Origin of the sequence: Streptomyces sp. NPDC052682 (assembly GCF_040678435.1) — a bacterium.
Lineage (GTDB): Bacteria > Actinomycetota > Actinomycetes > Streptomycetales > Streptomycetaceae > Streptomyces.
On sequence record NZ_JBFATS010000001.1, the window covers coordinates 98,682 to 117,844 of the forward strand.

At 68.7% G+C, this 19,163-nt stretch carries 16 protein-coding genes, 1 other RNA gene and 2 pseudogenes; 10 read left to right on the forward strand and 9 right to left on the reverse strand.

What is annotated here, in order from left to right; all coding sequences use genetic code 11:
* Nucleotides 1-76: 76 nt before the first annotated feature.
* On the reverse strand, nt 77-892 hold the full coding sequence (locus tag AB0K80_RS00345; protein WP_365664280.1) for an HNH endonuclease: 816 nt from the start codon (nt 890-892) through the stop codon (nt 77-79).
* A gap of 484 nt (nt 893-1,376) precedes the next feature.
* Here AB0K80_RS00345 and AB0K80_RS00350 point away from each other — a divergent pair, with 484 nt between their 5' ends.
* The 6 genes and pseudogenes from AB0K80_RS00350 to AB0K80_RS00375 all read left to right on the forward strand — a co-directional run bounded on the left by AB0K80_RS00350 (nt 1,377) and on the right by AB0K80_RS00375 (nt 6,910).
* Nucleotides 1,377-2,963 (forward strand): ABC transporter substrate-binding protein, encoded by a 1,587-nt coding sequence (locus AB0K80_RS00350; protein WP_365664282.1) that lies wholly within the window; start codon nt 1,377-1,379, stop codon nt 2,961-2,963.
* A gap of 20 nt (nt 2,964-2,983) precedes the next feature.
* Nucleotides 2,984-3,953, forward strand: a pseudogene (locus AB0K80_RS00355) (ABC transporter permease).
* Entirely contained in the window at nt 3,943-4,824 is an 882-nt protein-coding gene (locus AB0K80_RS00360; RefSeq protein ID WP_365664283.1) for an ABC transporter permease, read from the forward strand. Before AB0K80_RS00355 ends, AB0K80_RS00360 begins: the two are co-directional and overlap by 11 nt.
* A gap of 56 nt (nt 4,825-4,880) precedes the next feature.
* Nucleotides 4,881-5,792 carry an ABC transporter ATP-binding protein gene (locus tag AB0K80_RS00365; RefSeq protein ID WP_365664919.1) on the forward strand — a complete coding sequence of 304 codons (912 nt, stop codon included), beginning with the start codon at nt 4,881-4,883 and terminating at the stop codon, nt 5,790-5,792.
* On the forward strand, nt 5,785-6,456 hold the full coding sequence (locus tag AB0K80_RS00370) for an ATP-binding cassette domain-containing protein (RefSeq protein WP_365664285.1): 672 nt from the start codon (nt 5,785-5,787) through the stop codon (nt 6,454-6,456). The genes AB0K80_RS00365 and AB0K80_RS00370 overlap by 8 nt, the downstream gene beginning before the upstream one ends.
* A gap of 4 nt (nt 6,457-6,460) precedes the next feature.
* Complete coding sequence (locus tag AB0K80_RS00375; protein ID WP_365664287.1) at nt 6,461-6,910, forward strand: GNAT family N-acetyltransferase; 450 nt, start codon at nt 6,461-6,463, stop codon at nt 6,908-6,910.
* Nucleotides 6,911-7,058: 148 nt separating this feature from the next.
* Here AB0K80_RS00375 and AB0K80_RS00380 read toward each other — a convergent pair whose 3' ends face one another.
* Nucleotides 7,059-7,706: a superoxide dismutase gene (locus AB0K80_RS00380; RefSeq protein WP_365664289.1), complete on the reverse strand. Its 648-nt coding sequence runs from the start codon at nt 7,704-7,706 to the stop codon at nt 7,059-7,061.
* Between the two features lie 434 nt (nt 7,707-8,140).
* Here AB0K80_RS00380 and AB0K80_RS00385 point away from each other — a divergent pair, with 434 nt between their 5' ends.
* A complete protein-coding gene (locus tag AB0K80_RS00385) occupies nt 8,141-8,713 on the forward strand; it encodes a GNAT family N-acetyltransferase (protein WP_365664291.1) in 573 nt (190 codons plus the stop codon).
* 297 nt (nt 8,714-9,010) lie between these two features.
* On the opposite strand, the gene AB0K80_RS00390 is transcribed toward AB0K80_RS00385, so the two are convergent.
* Genes AB0K80_RS00390 through AB0K80_RS00400 form a run of 3 tightly spaced genes read right to left on the reverse strand, consistent with a single transcriptional unit; the run spans nt 9,011 to nt 11,771 of the window.
* On the reverse strand, nt 9,011-10,348 hold the full coding sequence (locus AB0K80_RS00390; protein ID WP_365664293.1) for a glycosyltransferase: 1,338 nt from the start codon (nt 10,346-10,348) through the stop codon (nt 9,011-9,013).
* Nucleotides 10,338-10,496, reverse strand: coding sequence for a hypothetical protein (locus AB0K80_RS00395; RefSeq protein WP_365664295.1), 159 nt, complete (start codon nt 10,494-10,496; stop codon nt 10,338-10,340). The genes AB0K80_RS00390 and AB0K80_RS00395 overlap by 11 nt, the downstream gene beginning before the upstream one ends.
* Nucleotides 10,497-10,520: 24 nt before the next feature.
* Complete coding sequence (locus AB0K80_RS00400) at nt 10,521-11,771, reverse strand: nucleotide sugar dehydrogenase (RefSeq protein ID WP_365664297.1); 1,251 nt, start codon at nt 11,769-11,771, stop codon at nt 10,521-10,523.
* 1,590 nt (nt 11,772-13,361) lie between these two features.
* Here AB0K80_RS00400 and AB0K80_RS00405 point away from each other — a divergent pair.
* A complete protein-coding gene (locus AB0K80_RS00405) occupies nt 13,362-14,675 on the forward strand; it encodes a site-specific integrase (RefSeq protein ID WP_365664298.1) in 1,314 nt (437 codons plus the stop codon).
* Between the two features lie 190 nt (nt 14,676-14,865).
* On the opposite strand, the gene rnpB is transcribed toward AB0K80_RS00405, so the two are convergent.
* The 4 genes and pseudogenes from rnpB to AB0K80_RS00425 form a co-directional block, all read right to left on the reverse strand.
* Nucleotides 14,866-15,271: RNase P RNA component class A (rnpB, locus tag AB0K80_RS00410), an RNA gene on the reverse strand.
* Between the two features lie 115 nt (nt 15,272-15,386).
* Nucleotides 15,387-16,166, reverse strand: a pseudogene (locus tag AB0K80_RS00415) (DMT family transporter); the annotation flags it as partial.
* A 19-nt stretch (nt 16,167-16,185) separates the two neighbouring features.
* Nucleotides 16,186-17,028 carry an AraC family transcriptional regulator gene (locus tag AB0K80_RS00420; RefSeq protein ID WP_365664300.1) on the reverse strand — a complete coding sequence of 281 codons (843 nt, stop codon included), beginning with the start codon at nt 17,026-17,028 and terminating at the stop codon, nt 16,186-16,188.
* Between the two features lie 36 nt (nt 17,029-17,064).
* Nucleotides 17,065-17,643 (reverse strand): Uma2 family endonuclease, encoded by a 579-nt coding sequence (locus AB0K80_RS00425; protein ID WP_365664302.1) that lies wholly within the window; start codon nt 17,641-17,643, stop codon nt 17,065-17,067.
* A 160-nt stretch (nt 17,644-17,803) separates the two neighbouring features.
* Between AB0K80_RS00425 and AB0K80_RS00430 the strand changes: the two genes are divergently transcribed.
* Complete coding sequence (locus AB0K80_RS00430; protein ID WP_365664304.1) at nt 17,804-18,559, forward strand: MerR family transcriptional regulator; 756 nt, start codon at nt 17,804-17,806, stop codon at nt 18,557-18,559.
* Entirely contained in the window at nt 18,556-19,128 is a 573-nt protein-coding gene (locus AB0K80_RS00435) for a hypothetical protein (RefSeq protein WP_365664306.1), read from the forward strand. Before AB0K80_RS00430 ends, AB0K80_RS00435 begins: the two co-directional genes overlap by 4 nt.
* Nucleotides 19,129-19,163: the final 35 nt, after the last annotated feature.

The following is a 19,163-nucleotide window of genomic DNA, read 5'->3' on the forward strand; positions in this document are numbered from 1 at the left end:
GCAACAGCTGTGGTGCTATGCCTCGATAAGGTGGCGGTTGGCGACTCGTGATGGAAGTGCTCCACTCGTGGATGGTTCAGTAGGCAGCGGGATCTTGGCCTTTCCTGTTGCTTCCCTCGATCTGGAAGCGCGTTCCCCATCCGCCCAGTGGTGTGCGCGCCGTGATCTTCACCGGGAAGTCCGACATATCCGGGACGCGGTCAGGGTCCTCAAGCGCCAATGAAGCGAGTCGGCTGAACCAATGAATAGCCTGGCCGACGAGGCGGAAGTCCTCGGTGCCGCCGTACTTGTGCGCCAAGGTCAGGGCCAGCATGGGAGCACCCATCGCACCGGCTATCCAGTCCGGCCCGAGCACGCCGATGCGGAGGCGAAGGTCGTTGATCTCAAGACGAGTCGCAACTTGCTCGGCATGAAGTGCATTCTGCTGATCGTCGTCTGCTGGGATCTGCCAAGCCTCGATGCTCAGTTTGAGCGCGGCGAAGAACGTCCTCACGATCTCCTCGTAGAGGGCCCGACGGTCAGCACGATGCTGAAGGTGTAGTCGGGCATTGATTTCGTCAAGGTCCTGCTCTGCGAGCGTGCGACCGGGCTGGGCGACTTGTGCACCTTTCCAGATGAGCAGTTCGGCAACGCTGTAGTCACCTCTGTCGACCAACTTGTGATGGGTCGCGCAGAGCAGCAGCAGGTTCTCAAAGGTGTTCAGCTTCGGTCGTGGGTACTCAGGATCATGCCGAGGGCCTCCTGGTTGGCCGGAGCGGATGTGGGCGATTTCGGATATGACCAGGAGTTGATCTCGGTCCGAGGTGACGAGAGGGTGCTTGCAGTCGGGGTAGGCGCAGTGCGAAGCGCTCCCGAACAGAAGCTTGATCGTCTCCTGCGTGCAGCTGCGCATTCGCGCACATTAGCGGCACACGCTGACAGTCGAAGGGCGATCCGGCAGCTTGATTTTCTGTGCGACTCTGGGCGATGGCGGTGCGTGCGGCCTGCAGCTCCTCACTCCGTCCCTCCAGCTGCAGACGCAGGTCGACGACTTGTTGCTCCCAGGGCGGTGATGCGGAGCTTCAACTGCTCGATGTCCTCCGGGGCGCAGTGGGGGTGGCTCCCGGACGCTGGCGCCATCACCCACCCCGCACGCCTGTACCGTGCCCGCCCCGACCTCTCCCCCGCCGACATTCCCCGCATGACGGTGTCGCCGCATTGACGGCCGGCCTTCATTGCGTTCGCGCCGCGCCGCCGTCGGCTGGTGCGTCAGCGGAAGGACATGGCCCCATGACGGGGTCGATGCGAGCGGCCGACTGCCCACCATCCGACCTGGGTAGCTCCTTGTTGCAATTAATATGCAACAGCTTTCAGTCATCAATTAGGGTGTGGTTTACATGACAGTCCGACGGATACGGACAGCCGCTGCCACGGCGGCGATACTCAGTGGTGTCGCTGCCTGCTCGGCTCCGGGCAGCAGCACGGGCAGCGGTGACGCGGCGGACTCCGTCGTGATCGGGGTGGCCTCCGAGCCGGACACGCTCAGTCCTCTGCTCGGTTACGGCAAGGACGGCAACTCAAAGATCTTCGACGGCCTGCTGGCCAGGGACGCCGATCTGAACCTCAGACCGGCGCTGGCGAAGGCGCTGCCCGAGGTCTCCGCCGACGGCCTGACCTACACCTATACCCTGCGCGACGGCGTGAAATTCAGCGACGGCAAGCCGCTTACCCCGGCCGATGTCGTCTTCACGTACGACACCGTCCTCGACGCGAAGACGAACACCACCTCCCGCAGCGAGCTGGACGCCATCAAGGACGTGCGGGCGAAGGGTGCCGACAAGGTGGTCTTCACGCTCAAGTATCCCTACGCGCCCTTCGCCGGGCGCACGGTGCTGCCCATCGTCCCCGAGCACGTGGCCAAGGGGCAGGACCCCAACACCGGCTCCTTCAACACCAAGCCGGTCGGCACCGGCCCGTACGTCCTCGCCGCCTGGAGCAAGGGGGAGAAGCTCACCTTCAAGGCCAACCCCGACTACTGGGGCGGCGCGCCGAAGGTCAAGAAGGTGACCATGGCGATCATCGAGGACGACAACGTGCGCGCCACCCGGCTGCGTTCCGGCGACCTCGACGGCGCGATCCTGCCGCCCAACCTCGCCGCCACCTTCAAGAACGACAAGGCGAAGAAGACGTACGAGGCGAAGACGTACGACTTCCGCACGGTCACCCTCCCGCAGGAGAACAAGGTCACCGGCGACCGCGCCATCCGCCGGGCTCTCGATGCCGCCGTGGACCGTCAGGCCATGGTCGACAAGATCCTCGACGGGGCCGGCCGTCCGGCGTACGGGCCGCTGCCGGTCGACGACCCCTGGTTCGCCAAGGGCATCGAGCGGAGGCAGGACCTCGCCAAGGCCCGGCAGATCCTGGACCAGGCGGGTTGGAAGGTTGGTGCAGGCGGCATCCGCGTCAAGGACGGACGGCGGGCCTCCTTCACCCTGCTCTACCCTGCCGGTGACAAGGTCCGCCAGGACCACGCCCTCGCCTACGCCTCCGACGCCAAGAAGGCCGGCATCGAGGTGAAGGTGGAGACGGGCACCTGGGAGGTCATTGAGCCGCGGATGAAGAACGACGCGGTCCTGGCCGGCTTCGGCAGCAACGGTGACCCCGACTACGGCCTGTACACCCTGCTGCACTCCTCCCTCGCCGGCGACGGCTTCAATAACATGGGCCGCTACAACGATGCGATCGTGGACAAGGCACTCGACACCGGCCGGCGCAGCTCCGACGAGGCCACGCGCAAGGCTGCCTACAACACCCTGCAGCAGGAGCTGGTGAACAACCCCGGCTACACCTTCCTCACCCACATCGACCACGTCTACGTCCTCGCCGACCGCTGGACGGGGCTGACCACGCAGGTCGAGCCGCACGAGCACGGCTTCGCCTCCGGCCCGTGGTGGAACCTCGAAGCCTGGCGGCCGAAGAAGTGAACAGACTCCCTTGGGGAGCGATGGCACGGCTGGCGGGGCGGCGGCTGCTGTTCGCCGTCCCCGTCCTCCTCGTCGTCACCTTCGGCGTCTTCGCGATCGCCGCGGCCTCCCCCCTTCGATCCGGTCAAGGCGTACGCAGGCACGGCCGCCCTCGGCGCCGACGCGCAAACCCTGGAGCGGCTGCGGGAGAACCTGGGCGTGGACCAGCCGTTCACTTCCCGCTGGTGGCACTGGCTGACTAGCGCGCTCGGCGGTGACCTCGGTCAGTCCAGCGTGATGCGGCAGCCGGTCGCCCAGGTCATCGGCGAACGCCTGGTGTGGTCGAGCCTGTTGTGCGCGGTCGCGTTCGTGGTGGCGGTGCTCGCGGGCACGGTGCTCGGGGTGCTGGCGGCCCGCCGCCCAGGTTCCGTCCTCGACCGGCTGGTCACCTCCGTCGCGTATTCCCTGGAGGCGGCGCCCGTCTTCTGGCTCGCCCTGCTGGCCGTCTGGCTGTTCGCCCTGCAGTGGGGCGTGCTTCCGGCCGGCGGTCTCACCGACACCGCGAGCGAGCAGGTGACGCCCTCCGAGGTGGCGCGTCATCTTGTGCTGCCGGCCGGGGTGCTCGCCGTGTCCCAGCTGCCCTGGTTCACCTTGTACGTCCGTCAGGGCGTCGGTGACGCGCTCGCCGAGGATCCCGTACGCGGCGCGCGGGCCAGAGGGTTGAGCGAGCGCACCGTCCTGCTCGGCCACGCCCTGCGCTCCGGGCTGCTGCCGGTTTTCACACTGGTCGGCTCGCGGGTGCCCGAACTCATCACCGGCGCCCTGCTGGTGGAGAGCGTCTTCAGCTGGCCCGGCATCGCGGCGGCCACCGTTCAGGCGACCACCGCCGTCGACTTCCCGCTGCTCGCCGCCCTGACGACCCTGGCCACCGCCGCGGTGCTGGCCGGCAACCTCCTCGCCGACCTGCTCTACGGCCTCTTCGACCCGAGGGTGAAGTTCAGTGACATGTGAACCTGCGGTCGATCCCGCCTGGCGGTCGTACGGCACGAGCCGCCGCTCCACCAGGACCGTGCGGGTACGCGTCTCGGTGGCCCTGGTCGGCGTCATCGTCGTCGCCGTCCTCCTCGTGCCGCCGCTGGTGCGACTCGACCAGCAGGCTGTCGACCTGGGCGCGAAGTTGCTGCCCCCCAGCTGGTCGCACCCCTTCGGTACCGACGACCTCGGCCGGGACCTGCTGCTGCGCTGCGTCTACGGCCTGCGGGTCTCCCTGCTGGTCGGGGTGGCAGCGGCCCTGACGGCCACCGTGATCGGCACGGCCGTCGGGGCGACCGCCGGAGCACTGGGCGGATGGGTCGACCGGGGCGTCATGCGGGTGGTCGACACGGTCGCCTCCGTGCCGCACCTGCTGCTGGGCATGTTCATCGTGGCCATGTTCCGGCCCGGGCTGTGGCCGGTGGTGGTGTCGGTCGCGCTCACCCATTGGCTGTCCACCGCCCGGATCGTGCGCGCCGAGGTGCTGTCGTTGCGCTCGCGCCCGTACATCGACGCCGCCGTTTCCGGGGGGGCGTCCCGGTGGCGGGTGGCGGTACGGCATCTGCTGCCCGCTGTGCTGCCGCAGGCGGCGCTGGCCGCCGTGCTGATGGTGCCGCACGCCATGTGGCACGAGTCCGCCCTGTCCTTCCTCGGGCTGGGTCTGCCCACCCACATGGCCAGCCTCGGCAACCTCATTCAGGAAGCGAGGGGGTCGCTGCTCGCGGGGCAGTGGTGGCCCACCCTTTTCCCGGGGCTGTTCATCATCGTCCCCACGCTCGCCATCGCCGGCCTCGCCGGAGCATGGCGGGAGCGGATCAACCCGCGCCGTCGATCGGAGCTGATGCTGTGACGGTCACTGACCGACCTTGCGTTCTCTCGGTGCGCGGGTTGTCCGTGCGCTTCCTCATGTCCGGCGGGCGCCGGATCGCCGCCGTCACCGACGCCCACTTCGACGTGGCGGCCGGCGAGTGCCTCGCCCTGATCGGTGAGAGCGGCTGCGGCAAGTCGGTCCTCGCCTCCGCCCTGCTCGGTCTGCTCCCCGCCAACGCCCAGAGTGCGGGCCAGGCGCGCCTGGGCGAGCTGGATCTGCTCACGGCCGACGAGCGGACTCTCACGCGGATGGTGCGGGGCCGGCTGATCGGGCTCATCCCGCAGAGCCCCGCCGCGTATCTGACGCCGGTGCGCACGGTGCGCTCCCAGCTGGAGGAGACGGTTGGCGCGCTGACCGGCGCACGAGGGCGGACCGCCGTGCGGGCGGCAGCCGAGAGCGCTGCCGAACGCGCCGCCTTCCCCGCCGACCATCTCGACAGCCACCCGCACCAGCTCTCCGGCGGCCTCGCCCAGCGCGCCGCCACCGCCCTGGCCCTCGTCGGCGACGCACCCCTGCTGCTCGCCGACGAACCCACGACCGGACTCGACCGCGACCTGGTGGACCACACGGTCGACGAACTGCGACGCCACGTCGACGACGGCGGCCGGGCGCTGCTGATGATCACCCATGACCTGGCCGCCGCCGAACGCATCGCCGACCGCGTGGCCGTGATGTATGCGGGCCGGATCGTCGAACTCGCCGACGCGCGAGCCTTCTTCGGCGCCCCAGGCCCTCGCCACCCCTACAGCCGCGGCCTTCTCCATGCCCTGCCCGAGCGCGCCTTCCTTCCGATTCCCGGTATGCCGCCCGAACTCGGTGATCTTCCCGACGGCTGCGCCTTCGCCCCGCGCTGCGGCCAGGCTACCGACACCTGCGCCGCCCTCCCACCGACGGTCGGCGGCATCGCCTGCCACCACCCGCACGTGCCGGAGGACCTTAGTGCTTGAACTGCACGACATCACCGCCGGATACGACAGGAAAGCCCCCGTCGTCCGCAACGCCTCCCTGACCGTCGCACCCGGTGAGGCCGTCGGCCTGCTCGGCCCCAGCGGCTGCGGCAAGTCCACCCTTGCCCGCGTCGCGGCCCTGCTGCACCGCCCCGAGTCGGGCGCCCTTCTCCTGGACGGCGAGCCCGTACGGCGCTGGCGGCACCGCGCTCCACGTGCCCTGCGCACCGCCATCGGCGTCGTCTTCCAGCAGCCCCGGCTCTCCGCCGACCCCCGGCTCCGTCTCACCGACCTGATAGCCGAACCCCTGCGCGCCACCGGCCGGCGCAACGAAATCCCGGTCCGCTTGGCAGAGTTGGCCCCGGCCGTCGGCCTCACTTTCGACCTCCTGGACCGTCGACCCCACGAGGTCAGCGACGGCCAGCTCCAGCGCGCCTGCCTCGCCCGCGCCCTCGTCCTGCGCCCGCGTTGGCTGATCTGCGACGAGATGACCGCGATGCTCGACGCCTCCACCACAGCGGCCCTGGTGGCAGCCGTCGAGAACTACCGCACCGCCACCGGTGCCGGTCTGCTCGCCGTGGGCCACGACCAGGTGCTCCTGGACCGCTGGTGCGACCGCACCGTCCACTGGGAGAAACTGACCGCCACAGGAGTCGGGGAGTAAGCGGATGCAGTCCACGACGATCAAGCGTGCCCTTGCGCAGGACGCAGACCGCCTCACCAGGCTGATCCAGAACTCCGCTGCCTACCGGGGACCGTACGCCTCGATCATCTCCGGCTACCGGGTCACCGCCGACTACATCAACCGTCACCGAGTCTTCGTGGCCGTCGATGCGGTCGAACGACTCCAGGGCTTCTACGCTCTGCTGCTGGAGCCACCGGAGCTGGACCTGGCGTTCGTGGCGGATGACGTTCAGGGAAGGGGTGTCGGCCGGCTCCTCATCGAGCACATGCTCTCTCAAGCAAGGGCGGCCGACCTGACCGAGGTGAGGGTGGTGGCCCATCCCCCGGCCGAGGAGTTCTACCGACGTCTGGGCGCCGTTCGGGTGGGGACCGTCGCCCCCTCACCGCCGAAGGTCGACTGGGAGCGTCCCGAGCTGCGGTTCACCACCGCGTGAGACCACGTAACAGCCCCACAAGCCAGCCGCAACAGCAGGGAGGCTCCCGCGGGCATCGGGCCTGCGGGAGCCTCCCGTTGTACCGCCTGCTACGTGAAGGGTGAGAAGACGATCACGAGCAGGACGTCTGTGCGGCGCTGCTACGGCGTCACGGGGCGAGCAGCAGGCTGTCGCCGCGCTCCTTGGCGGCGGCGTAGCGCCGGGCCACGTCCTGCCAGTTGACGACGGCCCACATGGCGTCGATGAAATCGACCTTCTGGTTCTTGTACTGCAGGTAGAAGGCGTGCTCCCAGGCGTCGAAGACGAGGATCGGGGTGGAGCCCTGGCCGACGTTCCCCTGGTGGTCGTAGACCTGCTCGACGATCAGCCGGCCGCTGAGGGGCTCGTAGGCGAGGACGCCCCAGCCGGAGCCCTGGGTGGTGGCGGCGGCTTTGGTGAGCTGGGCCTTGAAGCCGGCGAAGGAGCCGAAGGACTCGGTGATCGCATCCGCGAGGTCGCCCACGCCGTCGGCGGCCAGCGGCTCGCCGCCGCCCTCCTTCGGGCCGGTCATGTTCTGCCAGTAGATCGAGTGCAGGATGTGCCCGGAGAGGTGGAAGGCCAGGTTCTTCTCCAGCCCGTTGATCGAGCCCCACTGCTCCTTGTCCCGCGCCTCCGCCAGCTGCTCCAGCGTGTCGTTGGCGCCCTTGACGTAGGCCGCGTGGTGCTTGTCGTGGTGCAGCTCGATGATCTCGGGGCTGATGACCGGAGCGAGCGCCGAGTAGTCGTAGGGAAGTTCCGGGAGCGTGTACACCTGCATGTCCAACGTCCTCCGCCATAATTGCGAATGGTGTGCAGCTGCACGCTAGCAGCAACAAGTGTCGCAGCTGATCAGGCAAAGGACCTAGGACTCGGGACCGTGTCGGGGCAGTCGGAACCAATGCCTCGCCGTATGGACAACGGTCAGAGGAAGGGGCGGAAGCCGTGAAGGCTGTCCAGCAGTCGGCGCAGGACGCAGCGACAGCATGGTTCGAGGCCGATGTGCGGCTGAAGCGCCACGGGTTGCGCTGCACTCCGGGGTTGAGTCCGCTTACTGACCCTGCTGTCAGCTCCAGAACGTCTCTCCCCGGCCGAAGCCTGCGAGGAACCCCGAACGGGCCGGATCCGACCCGGCACCGCAGGACGTGCCAATCCCGCCAGCTCTGGAGCACGCGGACCTGCACTCGGCAGCGCGTGGCCCGGCAGGTGCGCCTGATGACAGATGACATCCGCATTTTCCACGGCAAGGAGCTGCTTGAGCACACCGACGCCCTGCACTCCGTATATGTCAAAGCCTTCTGCGCCCCGCCCTGGAACGAGGACGAAAAGCAGGCAGTCGAGTTCCTCGGCCGCCTGGTGGACCACGTGCGGCGCCCTGGCTTCACCGCCGCCCTCGCCCTCGACGAAGCGAACGTCGTCGGCTTCGCCACCGCCTGGACGACCCCTGCGCCCTTCCCCACCGACCGTTGCTACCCCCAGGCGGCCGCGGGCCTGGGCCCGAAGCGCACGGCAGAGTGGCTGTGCGGCGCACGCGAGATCGACGAACTCGCTGTCCACCCGGCCGCCCACGGCACAGGACTGGCCGGCGACCTGCTTAAAGCCGTAACCGAAGACGCCCCCGATGGCCGCTCCTGGCTACTCACCTCAGCCCGCTCACCTCGCGCGGTCGCCTTCTACCGCCGACAGGGATGGACACAGGCCACCCACCCCTCGCCCGAAGGCAAGGGCATCATCGTCTTCCTCAGCCCCCGCCACCCGGCGCGCGCCCTCGCCGCCGCCCCTCTGTGACGTAGGTGCGGCGGCGAAGCTCCTGCGACTAGTCCCTCAGCGGGCTCTCGAGGATGAGATCGTCGCCGCGGGCCACGGTGCGGAGCAGCTGGGCACACACGGTCGCTTCGGTGGCACTCGCCCAAGAAGGTTCCGCCCTAATCCCCGCCGGTTGGCAAGCTGGTAACGATGGGCGTTACCTCCGCGGCGGTGTCGGCCTGTGTGTCACGGTTCGGGCACCGGGGCGGGTGCCGGGTGCGCTGCGTTTGGTGCTCCTATGTGCCTTGGACGGTCCGGGCCGCCCGAAGACGAGTGATGTCATGCCCGGCTTGTCTGGATCGGCGCGGGGTGTTCCGGGGAGACGCTGATGAGCTGAGGGGCGGGCGTCTGGGCGGATAGCGGCGTTGATGTTTCGCGGGTGTGCCAGCTGTCCGATTTGATCTTCGTGATGGACCAGTATTTGGCGGGGTAGACGACGAAGAACATCATCAGTGTGTACAGCGGCACCAACAGGGGCGCGGTAAGCCGTTCCGTAAGGCTGAGGCCGGGGCGGAGGATGGCGTAGAAGAGAGCTTCGGCCAGGAGGAACACGCCAGCCGTGGCGAACGCATGGGGAAGGAAGCTGGGGGTTCCGCTTCGCCAGAGGTTGACGGCCAGGCCGATGTAGAGGATGGGCAACAGGGCTTCGGTGCACACTTCGATGAGCCGGGTAGCCAGGGACGGGGTGGGCAGGTTGGTGAGTTCCCAGGGTATGAAGCGCCACCCTGATTTGCCCCAGCGCAGCCGCTGGCGGTAGGTGCCCTTGATGGTGTCTGGCATGTCGGTAGTGACGTAGGCGCGGGGGACGGAGACCACGCGGCCCCGCATGAGGGCATAGTCGCACAATTGCCGGTCATCGCCGTCTTTGCCGGAGGCCAGGTAGTGCTCGAGGTTGTCGAAGAGGACTGCTGCCCGGTACAGGGACAGGGCGCCGGAGGTGGGGTTGACGACGCCGAGTGTAGAGCGCAGGCCGCGGCTGAGGACGCAGAAGATGAACAGGTTGAGGTCCGAGAGGCGGGCCAGCAGGCTGGCATGCCGGTTGCGCACCAGGACGGTGCCGGTGCAGGCCTGGATGCGGGGGTCGTTCATCACCCGCATCATCTGCCAGACGGCGTCCTTGTGGACCTCGGAGTCGGAGTCGACGGTCAGGACGTAGTCGAAGCTCTGGCCGTGGCGGCGCATGTGGCGGATCGCTGCGGCTTGTGCGGCGCGTTTTCCGCCGTTGGGCTGGCGGTGCCAGGTGACCAGCGGGTGCTCGAAGGGGCGGACGGGGGTGGCGGATCCGTCGTCGACGACGTGGATGGCGGCCACCGGGCGTGACTGGTTGATCAGCGACCACACGGTCGCGTAGAGCCCTTGAAGATTCTCCTCGTTGTAGGAGGGGATGATCGCGACGACGGTGCCAGGCGCGGACCTCTTGTAGCGGCTGCGGACGGGGAAGGCCGCGAGTGCCATGTACAGCAGGACGGACGCGGTGAGCAGGAGGTAGTAGATCCCCAGGAAGAGCCCGGAGACGTGGTTGATGGAGTGGGTGGCGGTGGCCCAGATGGCCACCGCTCCCATCACCATCACGGTGGCCGCGGTCTGCAGCCACTTGCGTGACGATTTAGCCGGCATACCTGTTCTTTCGAGTGGCGAAGCGGTAGGTGAGACCGCCCGTGATGATCAGTGCGACGACGAGCGCCGCGACGAGGCTGAGGGATGCGGAGAAGCCGAGGATGGTGAAGCCGACGCCGGTCTGGGCCAGCGTTCCCTTGCCGTACATGAGTAGGGGTGTCCTTTCCGTGAGCTACAGGTGCTCGATGTGGTCGCCGGGCGGGATCGCCCGGCGGGTGTCCAGCACGTACGAGGCGTGCGCGTGGACAAGCTGCGGGTCGAACTCGGGATGATCGGTCAGCACCACGACGGCGTCGGCGTCGGCGAGCTGGTCGGCTGTGAGCCGGCTGCTAACGCGGAGACCGGTGTCGTCTCCGACGTGCGGGTCGATGACGGTGCAGTGGGCGCCGCGTGCGGTGAGCGCGTCGATCACGTGGCGGGCCGGTGATTCGCGCATGTCGCTGGTCCCGGGTTTGTAGGCCAGACCCAGCGCCAGGATGCGTGAGCCCTTGAGGCACTTGGAGCGCTTGTTCAAGGCGCTTTGCAGGCGATCGGCAACGTAGAGGGGCTGGCGTTCGTTGACTTCCTGAGCGAGTTCGACGAAGCGGAACGTCTCGCCCAAACGCTGGCGCACGTGATGGGAGAGATAGACCGGGTCGATGGGAAGGCAGTGCCCGCCCACTCCGGGTCCAGGGGTGAAGCGCATGAACCCGAATGGTTTGGTCGCCGCGCAGTCCAGTGCGTTGCCGACGTCGATGTTGAGCAGGTGCCCCAGCTTGGCGAGTTCGTTGACCAGGGCGATGTTGACGTGGCGGAAGGTGTTCTCGAACACCTTGGCCAGTTCTGCCTCCTCCAGGCCGGACGCTGGCACGGTGACGTCGACGACCGAGTCGTAGAAGGTCTTGACGCGGGCCAGGCAGGCCCCGGTGAGGCCAGCGACGACCTTGGGGGTGTTCTCCAGCTTCCAGGTGGTGTTGCCCGGGTCGATGCGCTCGGGGCTGAAGCCGACGTGGAAGTCGCGGCCGGCTTTGAGGCCCGACCCCTGCTCCAGGAGGGGGATCAGCACGTCCCGGGTGGTGCCGGGGTATGTGGTGGATTCCAGGACCACGGTGGCTCCTGGCTCCAGCCGCTCGGCCAGTACCGTGCCCGCGTCCCGCACGCAGCTCAGGTCCGGGGCGCGGTCGGTCAGCGGGGTCGGCACGGTGATGACCGCGACGTCGAAGCCCTTCAGGTCGTCCGGATCACTGCTGGGTTTGTAGGAGCCTGCCTTGAGCACCTGCTCCAGGCGGGCGGAGGAGATGTCCTCGATGTAGGAGGAGCCGGCGGCTAGCCGGCCGCAGCGGTTCCGGTCGGGCTCATAGCCGACTACGGTGTGCCCGGCCTCGGCCGCACGCAGGGCCAGGGGCAGGCCGACATAGCCCTGTCCCAAAACGACGATGTGCATGTGGATTCCTCACCTCGATACCGGCCCACGGACATGCGCGGGCCAGGAACGGCGCCCCTGAATGCGGCCACTGACTGCTGGTCAGATGACTGCGGCGTCGTGTACTGCATGGACTGCTGTGCGGGAACGGCCCGGTTGCGTCAGCCCCCTCGGCAACGGCCGTCCCGGCGTGTTACTGGCGGCTCAGCCGCCGACCTGGCCCCCCGCTCTGGCGCACGACAGCGCACACAAAGATCTTCACAATTCCCCCTCATTTGCGACCCCAAGGATGCGGCAGCACCCAGCAGGCCGCAAGGCCTGCTGCCACCCCACAGCGCAGAGACTCGCCCGCAGAATGCCTCGGCAGTCAAACTGGCGGCACTACAGGCAGGCCAGAACTCCCGACAGCAAGCCGTCGCCCGTCGCACCCGCAGGCGAGCACCAACCGCCCCTCCCCCGCCCAGGCACGCACAGCACCCCTAGCGATCTTCACAACTCCCCCGCTTTCGTGTACTCAAGCATTCAACAGCATCCGGGCCAACCGGAAGGCCCGTTACCGTTTCGCGGCAAACAACTGGTTGTGCAGCGCCAGAACGCGCGCCCCCTGGAACTCCTCGTACCACCCCCAGTTGATGGCGGATGCTGCCCCCCGATGGGATCGACAGGCGCGGGCGCGCCGAGCCCGGTGGTGCGGATGCGCACGCAGCAGCCGTCGGCCCGGGTGAGCCGGTGCGTCTGGGCGGTCCGTGGGGTCAGTCTTTTCGGCGACGGTCTGAGCGGTGGCGCAATGCAGCCCCTGCGCACCGGCCGTTCCCGGCGAGCCGACCCTCGCGGTACCAGTCATCGGCTGCGCCGACTCAACGCCTCACGAGCCATAGGTCCGGCCGGTGGGGCGAGCGTCCGCGGAGCCGCCCGACCACCTGACGGTCCCGCACGCAGAGCCTCCCGCACGGCCGCCAGCGAGCACACCCACAGGCCAATCGAGGCATCTGTCAGAAACAACTGTTTACGACATACCTCGCAATTCTGCCAATAACCCTAACGATGCACTGCCACAAAGGCGCAACGTGGGCTAACCTTTTGGCAACTCATAAACACCTGTAGATGACTGGCTCTGGCGCGCCCTCTCTGGCACACAGCTCCGCCCGCCGTCATCCACGGGTCGCCTGCACGCACCTTGGGGGAGGTTGAGCCTTGCTGCAGACAGGGCACGCACATGCGGAATGGCCTGCTCCGATTCCGCGCGGAATACAGGTTTCGGTGCCTCGATGACCAGAAGAGATGAGGCATTCGAAAGCGGTTCTCCTGCTTTCGATGACCGCTATATGATGCCCCGAGAGGTGGAATATCGGCTAGGTATTTCACCCTCGACTAGGCGCAGGTGGACTAATCGCGGTCTACTGCGCGCCTATCCCCTTGGCCCGTATTACCAACCCGGCCCTGGCGACAACCGGAGAGGAAACAGAAATGGCAGCAGGGTGCGCTACAGCGAGAGGCAGGTGAACGATCTCTTCGAGCGCATCAAGAGGGGAGAGCTTGCGCGCTCCCCGAAGCCGGCCGAGCTGTAGGCATCGGGCCCAGACAAGCTGGACTCATCACAGGAAGGGGCACATGGCCGAGTCCGACGCACCATTCGACCGATGGCACAAGAAGTACCCGAAACCAGGAGACAAGCCGTGCAAGTGCGGCACGAAGAAGAATCCACTGTACCCATCGGCCGACCACGGTCGGGGACAGCAGTGGCAGGCTCGTTACACCGACCCGAACGGCAAGCCTCGACGGCCCATGTTCGATACCTGGCAGGAAGCTCGTGAGCACCTGGACGAGGTGCGGGTGAGCATCCGCGGCGGCACATGGGTGGACCCGGACATCGGAAGCCAGAGGGTCAAAACGTTCGCAGACGAGTTCATCGAGCGCAAGAAAAAGAAGAACAAGAACGAGAACACGACCGGCACCTACGAGACTCATCTCCGGGTCCACATCGTTCCGTTCCTTGGCTCGCGCGTCGCCAAGACGCTGAAGCGCCGGGACACCATGGCGCTCGTCGATCACCTCATCGGCAAGCCCGGCATCGAGTCCGCGTACTACGTTCACCAGATTTATAAGACGTGGCGCATCCTCGTGAACTATATGATCGATGAGGATGTGCCCCTGCCAGCGAATATCGTTTCCCGTATCGAGCTTCCGGAGATCGAAGAGCGGGAAAAGGTCGCGCTGTCGCCTGAGCAGGTAGCGAGACTGGCTCTCGCCATGCGGCAGGTCGAGCCTCGTTACGAAATCCTCGTATGGATTGCAGCTTGCGCTGGACTCCGCGAGGGGGAGGCTTTTGGTCTCAAGGAGACCTCAGTCGTGTGGGAGCATGACCTGCTCTACGTCGAGGAGCAGCGGCAGCGGGGCAAGAAGGCGAAGCTGAAGACCAAGGCGAGCTACGCCACACTGCCCGTCGATCACTTCCTGATCGAGCGCCTTGCGGAGCACTTATCTCATTTCAGGGGACCGGCTCCGGTTTCCAAGGGGGCGCTGCAAAAGCGGAAACAGCGCGGTTACGTGCCGCCGCCTGACGAAGGGCTGATCGTTACGACCAGGACCGGCCGGCCCCTGTCCCGGAGCCACTTCAACGACAAGTGGCGCGCGGCCGTCGAGCTGGCCGGGTTACCGGAAGGCACTCGGTTCCACGACCTCAAACACTTCTACACGAGCCGCTTGGGGGCGGACGGCAAGTACGACCCGAAGACGGTCCAGGCGCTGTCCCGACACGCCGAGTTCTCCGAGACGTGGGACACCTACGCCCACCCGCCCGTGGCTGTGCAGGGCGTGAAGGTGGATACCTTCACCGGGCTCTTCGGCGCCGACGGGCTCGGCGCTGCACATGCGGAGCACGGTCCTCAGCAGCGGGCCGAGGGCATCGACCACGCGGCCGCATGACCTCGATGCGGGACTTGACACCGACCGCACCGCAGGTGCAAGACTCTTCGACGCAACGAGGCGAACCATCGTGGCGCGAGGGTGAGTTGACCCGTGGAACGGTCTGCCCACCCAATTCGACCCCGATTCGACCCCGGAGCCGAATGGCAGAGTGGACACCCCCTCTGACCTGGGCCAGAGGGGGTGCGACAGGACGAGCCGGGCTGTACGCCGGGTTCTGTTCTCCAGGGGCCTCGCGGCCCCTGGAGCGACGGCCATCCATCTAGGACCGGTGTTGCCACCGGCCTCGTGCGGTCTACCCGCGGACTCGGGCGGGCAGCCCTCGAGCGTCCGCGCAGAGACACCGAGGTGTCTCCTCTTGACCTTGCTCCGGGTGGGGTTTACCTAGCTGCCCAGGTCACCCTGGGCACTGGTGGTCTCTTACACCACCGTTTCACCCTTACCCAGCGCGTGAGCGCCGGGCGGTTTGCTTTCTGTGGCACTGTCCCGCGGGTCACCCCGGGTGGCTGTTGGCCACCACCCTGCCCTGTGGAGCCCGGACGTTCCTCGGGGAGCTCCCCGTCAGGGGGACTCCACGCGGCCGTCCGCCCGGCTCGTCTGCCGTGTCGACCATGGTACCGGGCGGGAGCGCGCCCGCGGACCCGCGGCCGTGGCCAGGACCGAGCCCGTGAGGATCAGGGCGAAGGAAGCCAGGACCGTCGCGGTCAGGGGTTCGTCCAGGAAGAGCGCGCCGGCCGCGACCGCCACGGCCGGGTTGACGTACGTGATCACCGTCGCCCGGGTCGGGCCCGCCTCCCTGATCAGTTCCAGGAAGGCGACGAAAGCGATCGCCGTGCAGATCACGCCCAGGCCGGCCAGGGCCGCCAGGGCCGGGGCGGACGGCATCCGCGCCGGCCAGGTCAAAGCCGCCGCCGGGGCGTAGACGACCGCCGCCAGCGTCAGGCAGGCCGCCGTCAGCTGGAGCGACGGAATCTGCTGCAGCCGGCGGGCCGCGATCAGCGGGGCCGTCGCGTACCCGAGCACCGTCAGCAGCACCTCGGCCAGGGAGCGGGCGTCGCCGCCGGTCAGGTGCGGCAGCGTCAGGACGGCCACGCCGGCCAGGCCCAGGACCAGGCCCGCCAGGCGGCGTACGCCCAGCCGCTCGGTGTCCGCGAAGCAGCGGGCCAGGACCACGCCGACGATCGGGACGCCCGCGATCAGCAGGCCCGCCGTGGAGCTGGACAGGTGGCGTTCGGCGTCGGTCAACGTCCACCAGGGGCCGATGATCTCGATGGCCGCGAAGGCGAGCAGGGGGCGCCAGTGTGTCCGTACGGTCGTCGTCAGACCGCCCTGGCGCAGGGCGAAGGGGAGCAGGAGCGCGGCGCCCAGGGCGCAGCGGGTGAAGACCACCATCGACGGGGACACCTCGTCCACCGCCACCTTGATCATCAGGTAGGGAACGCCCCACACCACTCCCATCAGGGAGAACAGGAACCAGCCGCGTGCCGTCATACGGCGAGTGTGCGTCCCGTCAGCGGCCGGCGTCTTGAACGCTGTTGCGGTAGGCCGCCGGGGTCACGCCCAGCACCCGGCGGAACCAGCGGGTCAGATGGGCCTGGTCGGCGAAGCCCACCAGGGCGGCCACCTCGGCGGGGCGCAGGCCGCGGTCCAGCAGGCCCCGGGCCCGGATCACGCGGTACTGGGCGAGCCAGGCGTACGGCGGTACCCCCATCGTCGTACGGAAGGCACGCAGCAGTTGGTAACGGGACAGGCCGAGGTCGGTGGCGAGGGCGGCCAGGGACGGCGGGGCCAGGAGCTCGTCGGCGAGGCGGTCGCGTACGGCGTGGGCGACGCGGTCGGCGCCGGGCACGGTGTCGTCGCTTGCCCGGGCCGTGGAGTGGCGGCGGGCCAGGGCCGTGAGCAGCCAGGGCAGGCGGGACTCGGCCTCCAGCGGGTCGGGGCAGGCGCTGAGGTCGCGGTGGGCCAGGCGGAGGGCCGCGGCCAGTTCCGGGTCGTCCAGGACGGCGTCGCGGAAGTGCGGCAGGCCGGTGCCGAGGGTGCCGTCGGCGAGGAGGGCGGGGGCGGCGTACAGGGCGCGGTAGGCGTAGCCGTCGGGGGCGGCGGGGCCGCCGGTGTGCATCTCACCGGGTTCCAGGACGACGAGGGAGCCGGGGCCGGAGTGGACGCGGCCGCCCCGGTAGGCGATGACCTCCAGGCCGCCGACCGTCACGCCGATCGTGTACTCGGCGTGCGCGTGCGGGGCGTAGACGTGCCGGTCGAAGCGGGCGGTGAGCAGGTCGAGGGGCGGACCGCAGCGGCCCAGGCGGGATCTGGTCCAGTGGGCCTGTTCCTGTGCGCGTCCCGGTGTGCTCACCTCGTTCTCCCCCTTCCCTCCCCAGGGATCAGAGGATCAGAGGAAGTCGGCGGTGTCCAGGTCGAAGGCGAAGGGCTCGGGGAGGGTGAGGGGTTTGCCGAGCGGGCGGGTGAGGTGCTCGCGGTAGTCGTCCTTCTCCGGGTCGCTGAACAGCGTGATGGAGGAGGCTTCCCGGTCGACGAGCAGGTAGAGGGGGATGCCGCCGCGGGCGTAGCAGCGGCGTTTGGCCTCGCGGCCGGCCTGGGGTTTGGTGGAGGTCACCTCCAGGACCATGGCGACGCCGTCGCAGGGCATCCAGGGGTCGGCGCCCCGGTAGAGCCGCCGTTCGGTGGGGGCGAAGGTGCCGTCCGGGATGACGTGGTCCTTGGGGCAGCCGCCTCCGCTGCGGAGTTTCAGGCCCTTGTTCCCGGAGAACTGCATGTCGGTCCGGGACCGCCTGATCACCTGGTTCACGATCAGCCCGATGCAGTCCTCGTGGTCCCCGTCCGGCGGCGGTGTCACGACGATCTCCCCCTCGATCAGCTCGGCCCGGAAACCTTCCGGGGTGTCCAGGGCGAGAAAGCCCTCCAGCAGGACTTCTTCCTGCGTGAGCGGCTCATGGGCCATGGCAGTCATGTCACGCCCCTCCTTCTGTCGCCCGCCAGACTGGGACATCGCCGAACCACCCGTCCGTGAGATCGGGAACCTTCCCTCGATCGTGGCACACGAGCACACCGCCGTCAGGCGGCGAGCCGTCCCTTGACCCTGCCGCGACGTCAACGTCTCTACTGATCCCATGCGGATCGGAGAACTCGCCGCCGCCGTGGGTGTCACCACGCGGGCCGTGCGGCACTACCACCACCTGGGGCTGCTGCCCGAGCCGGAGCGGCGGGCCAACGGGTACCGGCACTACACGCTGCGGCACGCCGTCGTACTGGCGCGGATCCGCCGGCTGACCGAGCTGGGCCTCGGGCTCGCCGAGGTGCGGGACGTGCTCGCGGACGACGCCGGGAAGGATCTCGTCGAGGTGCTCACCGAGCTGGACGCGGACCTCGCCCGGCAGGAGGCCGCGCTGAAGGAGCGGCGCCGGCGGCTGCGGACGCTGCTGGAGGCGGAGGGCGCGCTGCCCGTCGAGGGGCCGGTCTCGCCCGACCTGGCCGCGCTGCTGGCCGAGACGGCGCACCTGGTGGACTCGCCGATGGCCGCGAAGGACCGCGAGGTGCTGGCGCTGCTCGACACGGCGGCGCCCGAGGAGGTCCGGGAGCGGATGACGGCCCTGCTGGGGGAAGCCCTGCGCCGCCCGGGCGGGGTGGAGCGGGCGCGGGAGGCTTACGCGCTGCTCGACGCGCTCGCCGATGCGGGGCCCGGCGATCCGCGCGTGGACGAGGCGGCCCGGGCGCTCGCCGGCTGCGTCCCCCGCGCGTTGCTGCCGCCGGGCACGTCCTTCGACGCCGACGACGGCTTCCTGCGTGCCTTCTGGGCCGATTTCGCCCCGGCGCAGGCGGAGGCCGTCCGCCGGGCGCTGCGGATGCTGACCGAGGAGGGGACATGAGACTGGCGAAGGTCGTCGTCCAGCACGAGCTGCGGGTGCTGGGGAGCCTGGGCTTGTGGCTGGTGCGGCGGACGCACGGTACGCGGGGCGGGCGGGCGTTCGGGTACGCGCGGGGGCAGGGGCCGATGATGGCCGGCTTGGCGTTCGTGTGTCTCGTGGAGACCCTGACGATGTCCGTGCTGCTGCGCGACTGGCCGGCCGTGGAGCGGGCGGTTCTCCTGCTGGACGTCTACGGCGTCGTCCTCGTCGCCGGCCTGCACGCCGCGTCCGTGGTCCGGCCCCACGTCCTGTACGGCGACGCGCTGCGTGTCCGGCGGGCGGTCCACCTCGACGTGCGCGTACCGCTGGAGAGGATCGCCTCCGTCCGGCAGGAGCTGCGCACCACCCAGGAGCGGGCCGACGGCGAACTGGACGTGCCCGTCGGATCGCAGACCTCCGTCACGCTGGAGCTGAGCGAACCCGTCACCCATGTGTCCTTCTTCGGCCGCCGCCGGGAGGTCCGGGTCGTCCGCTTCCACGCCGACGACCCCGCCGGGCTGGTCCGGGCCCTCAGCCGGGAGCGGGTCTGAGCGCCCCGTACGCTGTCCCGGAGCTCGACCGAAGG